Below are 4382 nucleotides of genomic sequence, written 5' to 3' on the forward strand. Positions count from 1 at the left end.
GGAGCCCCACTCACGAATGAGTAGGGCACATGTAAACAAGTAAATCAAATGGTAAACAAAGTGTATCACATAATCACGAATTCTCCTATTAACTTTGATAAGTAAGTTTTATTAATGAAACAGCTTTAGTTTATTCCCATAAATCATTTGTCAATTTTTCCGATTATTCGGATGCATACTTAATTATTCCATGTAAATAAACGGAGTATTCTCTCTGTACATATTCTCTTAATTTAATTCTTTTTTCAGTTTCTAATACTCTAACCAATTCTTGAATCTTTTTTTCATTTTCTTTTGTAGTAGGAATCTCAAATGAAAACATATTACCTTGACTACTATTTAGTAACTTTTTTAATAACTCAACTTTATTCATTGGATAATCACCTTTATCTACTAAATTCGACATAAAGGCGACTTTTTCCTTGGAACATCTTTAATTGTTTTAAGTTTTACCTACTTTCCACTAAAAAAATCTGTTTACAGGTATGTATATTTAAAGTGAAGAAAAAGATGATTGTATAATGAAGGAACTCTTGTTAAAGAATAAATAAAAATCGATGAACTTTAGGTGATATTGATGAAAAATCAAAAATTGTTACTAGTGGCTTTGCTGGTTCTGCCTTGGTTAACGTTGCCTTTACTAGGAAGAAATGCCTATAAACGATTTCTTCCCACTGCCATATTTATGTGTACTTTCACAAAAGCCTTAGATTTTTATGGCGAAAAGAAAAATTGGTGGAAATTTTATAGTGGTATTGGACCTTTCGATAGTATGAATTTTATGAATTTCGGTCCATACTTTGTCACTAGCTTATGGTTATTAAAAATGACTTTTGGTAAATTCCCGTTGTATATAATTTCAAATACTGTTCTTCATATGTTATTTATCTTGGGTGGACTAAAATATGTAAAAGGATATAAAATATTTGCATTAGAAAATTTAACAAAACTTAAATACTTAGCGATAAACTTCTTAAGGGCTTTGATTCTATATGTTTTTCAATATTTAACGGAAGCTACCCATCCTAAGAAATCATATTTTAATAAATTAAGGTTATGAAGGAATTGTACTTCAACTATCGGGGCGTTAGTTCAAGAACGTATGGAGATTCGGAAGAAAACCGTGTTGCTCCATTAACGCGACAGGTTAGTGCAATAAGAAGAGGGAAAATCGTACAATTAAGTAATTTTCTATTTAGAAAGCATAAGGGTGTTAGCTATAACAAAAAAAGACCTAAATGGTCTTTTCCTTGTTAAGGTATTTCTTTAATGTTTCTTGCAGCGTGCCTTTTGTTTCAGCATCTTTTTCAAAGCGGATTCCTGAATGAACCATTTTTCTTACAAGGTCAGGTCGTAATCCAGTAAGTATGGCTTTGCAACCCATCATCGAGATTCCAGCTAATACTTTTTCCAAATTCGAGATGACATCCATTTCCATCATCGCTGATGTACTTAAACAAACAGGGGCTTATGTTCAAAATGGGATGGCTACGGCTATTCTGTTTTTTATTGTGCTAACGGGCAGTTTAGTTGAATAAGGAATCGGAAAATATAGTAAAGGAAACTCGCCAATATACCTGTGGCGAGTTTTGATTTTTTGTATGTCAATATTGAAGTTAAAGCACCTGCCATTTTGGTTTATAACTTTGGGAAAGCACCTCAAAACGGGCAGAAGAATTAATAATTCTGGACTTAGAGTAAACTCTAAGTATTACACTTACTTTGTGTCAAAAATTAAAAATGAAAGAAGATATAGACATATCAGATTTAATGGAGGCAATTATATTGACATATTCTATTGGAGAATTTTCTAAAATTGTTGGGTTAAGTGAACATACATTGAGGTTTTATGAAAAGGAAGGCTTAATAAAAGTAAACAGAGACGATAACAATGTCAGAATCTACACTGATGAAAATAAATTATGGATTGAATCATTGCTCCACCTAAAAAATACGGGGATGTCTCTAAAAGACATGAAGCAATTTGCCATGTGGGGGCATGTTGGGGATGAAACAATGGAAGAACGGTTAGCTTTACTTAAAAATCATCGAAAAAAAGTAATGGAAGAATTTGAGAAGCTTCGTCAAAGTTTAGAAGATCTGGATAATAAAATTAATTTTTATGAAAATGAATTAGGAGACTGTTTCTCTAAAAATTAAACAGCCAGTTGTTTTTGCATTTGCGTCTTTTTGAAAAAACTCGTAATCGAAAAAATAAAAAAACACTTGCCTTAGAGTGCTCTCTAAGGATTAACCTATTCTTGCACCATTTGATACACCATTACAAAATAGTGCAAAACTAACTATAACAAGAAAGAGGTTAAAAAATGAACACAAAATATAGCAACTTATTTGAATCATTTACATTTAAAAATGGTATCACCATAAAAAATAGAGTTGTTATGGCACCAATGACAACTTGGAGCAGTAATGATGATTACACCGTTTCAGATGAAGAAGTAAAATATTATAAAAAAAGAGTCAATGGAGTAGGACTTGTTATCACAGGTTGTACTCATGTTCAACTAAACGGTATAGGTTTTACGCATGAATTCGCAGCTTATGATGATAAATTTATTCCAAGTCTACGGAAATTGGCGGATGCGGCGAAAAGTGGAGGAGCTCCTGCGTTGCTTCAAATATTTCATGCAGGCAACAAAGCACTGCCATCTTTAACTCCAAATGGTGAGGTGGTTAGTTCCAGTGCTGTAGAGACTGAAGCTACTGCATTTGCTCCTTCAGTATTACCCAGAGAACTTTCACATGATGAAATAATAGAAGTGATTCATGCTTTTGGAGAAACAACCAGACGAGCTATTGAAGTTGGTTTTGATGGTGTTGAAATTCATGGTGCACACGGATTTTTACTTCAAAACTTCTTCTCTCCTTTCTTCAATAGACGTGAGGATGAATGGGGTGGCTCTCTAGAAAATCGCTTGCGTTTCCCATTGGCAGTCATTCAGGAAATGAAAAATGTGATTAAGAATCACGCAACAAAGCCGTTTATTTTAGGGTATAGAATATCACCCGAAGAAAATGGCGGTTATGGGATGGAAGATGCCTATCAATTAATTAACCGTCTGGTTGAACAGGGTTTGGATTACATCCATGTTTCGCTTGATGATGTATCTTCAAAACCACGAGGCATTGAAGATGGAAAAACACGGCTTGAATTAATTGTTGAACATGTAAACGACAGAGTTCCTGTAATGGCTGCGGGTTCGATGGTAACTGCTGATGATGTTGCATATGCATTAGATAAGGGTCTATCCCTAGCAGCAGTTGGTCATACATTAATCATGAATCCAGACTGGGTAGAAAAGGTTCAGAATGGAAAAGAAGCTGAAATTGAGACAGCGATTAAGACTTCAAAAGTAAGCGAGCTTGAGCTTCCAGAAAAACTTTGGAATTTCATTCAAGCTTCAGGTCCCTGGTTTAAGATTGAAGATTAAAATCGAATAGAAAAGTTACTGTTTTTTTCAGCCCCACTTTTTTTGGGTGCTTATTTGGTATTTGAGACATTAATAAAAAGGAAGATTTAACTCAAAGCTTGTGAAGCTTTGTACTTAAACAAACGGAGGCTTTACTTCAAGAGAAGTAAAGCTTTTTTGTTTTTCACTAAAGAGCAGTTTAGTTCGATAATAAAACGCAGTTAAAAATCACAGTAGACATCTACTGAGTAACAGAGTAAAGGAAGCACCCGCTGGTGGAGCTTCCTTTCAGGGATTCATGTTAAACAACTTTTAAAAGTTTAATATTCTCTTTTTTGTTTTTTGCCGTCTTTATGATGATTATCACAGTTGCAATTCACAACAACAATTGGATTTCCAATATTTTTTAAAGTAACAGTGTCAGTGTCATTTTGTGCCTGTGCTTGACTTTGCCGTTGAAGCTGAGCTTGCAGTTGAGCTTGGAGTTGAGCTTGGAGTTGAGCTTGCAGTTGAGCTTGCAGTTCCGCCTGTCGCTGATTCTGAGCTTGCACCACACGTTGAGTCTGTAACTGAGTTAGAAGTTGCTCTTGAAGAACTTCTTGGATTACCCTTAGCCTTTCTCTGACCCTTTCATCCATAAGAATTTCACCTCCATATTTTCAGTTATTAGCAATATATGAGAAACACAAATAGTTTGAAATGGACAAGCGTGGATTCTTAACAACAATGAAACGGACATCTAAGTTCTCTAATTACATTTTTAATGAACTTATAGATTCAACCTTTTATCGTGAAGTATCTTTTTAAAAGGTTAATTAATAGTACGCCAATACTGCTTATTATTGGAGCTACCTTTTCTTATTGTGCTAACAGAGCAGGTGTGCGGCCGAGCCTAGGTCGTATCATATAGCGGGTGGGATTCCCGCCGAGTAAGAACTAGCCATTCGCTCG

5 protein-coding genes and 1 pseudogene are annotated in these 4382 nt (G+C 34.6%); 4 read left to right on the top strand and 2 right to left on the bottom strand.

Annotation, left to right across the window (positions count from 1 at the left end; genetic code table 11):
• Positions 1-163: 163 nt before the first annotated feature.
• Entirely contained in the window at positions 164-373 is a 210-nt protein-coding gene (locus tag AC3WR0_RS25260; RefSeq protein ID WP_492554831.1) for a hypothetical protein, read from the bottom strand.
• A gap of 204 nt (positions 374-577) precedes the next feature.
• On the opposite strand from AC3WR0_RS25260, the gene AC3WR0_RS25265 reads away from it, so the two are divergent.
• On the top strand, positions 578-1060 hold the full coding sequence (locus AC3WR0_RS25265; RefSeq protein ID WP_492554832.1) for a hypothetical protein: 483 nt from the start codon (positions 578-580) through the stop codon (positions 1058-1060).
• Between the two features lie 174 nt (positions 1061-1234).
• Here the strand turns inward: AC3WR0_RS25265 and AC3WR0_RS25270 are convergent.
• A pseudogene (locus AC3WR0_RS25270) lies at positions 1235-1456 on the bottom strand (STAS domain-containing protein); the annotation flags it as partial.
• A 329-nt stretch (positions 1457-1785) separates the two neighbouring features.
• On the opposite strand from AC3WR0_RS25270, the gene AC3WR0_RS25275 reads away from it, so the two are divergent.
• The 3 genes from AC3WR0_RS25275 to AC3WR0_RS25285 all read left to right on the top strand — a co-directional run bounded on the left by AC3WR0_RS25275 (position 1786) and on the right by AC3WR0_RS25285 (position 4056).
• A complete protein-coding gene (locus tag AC3WR0_RS25275) occupies positions 1786-2160 on the top strand; it encodes a MerR family transcriptional regulator (RefSeq protein ID WP_492554833.1) in 375 nt (124 codons plus the stop codon).
• A 167-nt stretch (positions 2161-2327) separates the two neighbouring features.
• Positions 2328-3452: an NADH-dependent flavin oxidoreductase gene (locus AC3WR0_RS25280; RefSeq protein WP_492554834.1), complete on the top strand. Its 1125-nt coding sequence runs from the start codon at positions 2328-2330 to the stop codon at positions 3450-3452.
• Between the two features lie 412 nt (positions 3453-3864).
• A complete protein-coding gene (locus AC3WR0_RS25285; RefSeq protein ID WP_492554835.1) occupies positions 3865-4056 on the top strand; it encodes a hypothetical protein in 192 nt (63 codons plus the stop codon).
• Positions 4057-4382: the final 326 nt, after the last annotated feature.

It is taken from the genome of Neobacillus sp. FW104-15D2, from assembly GCF_058790155.1.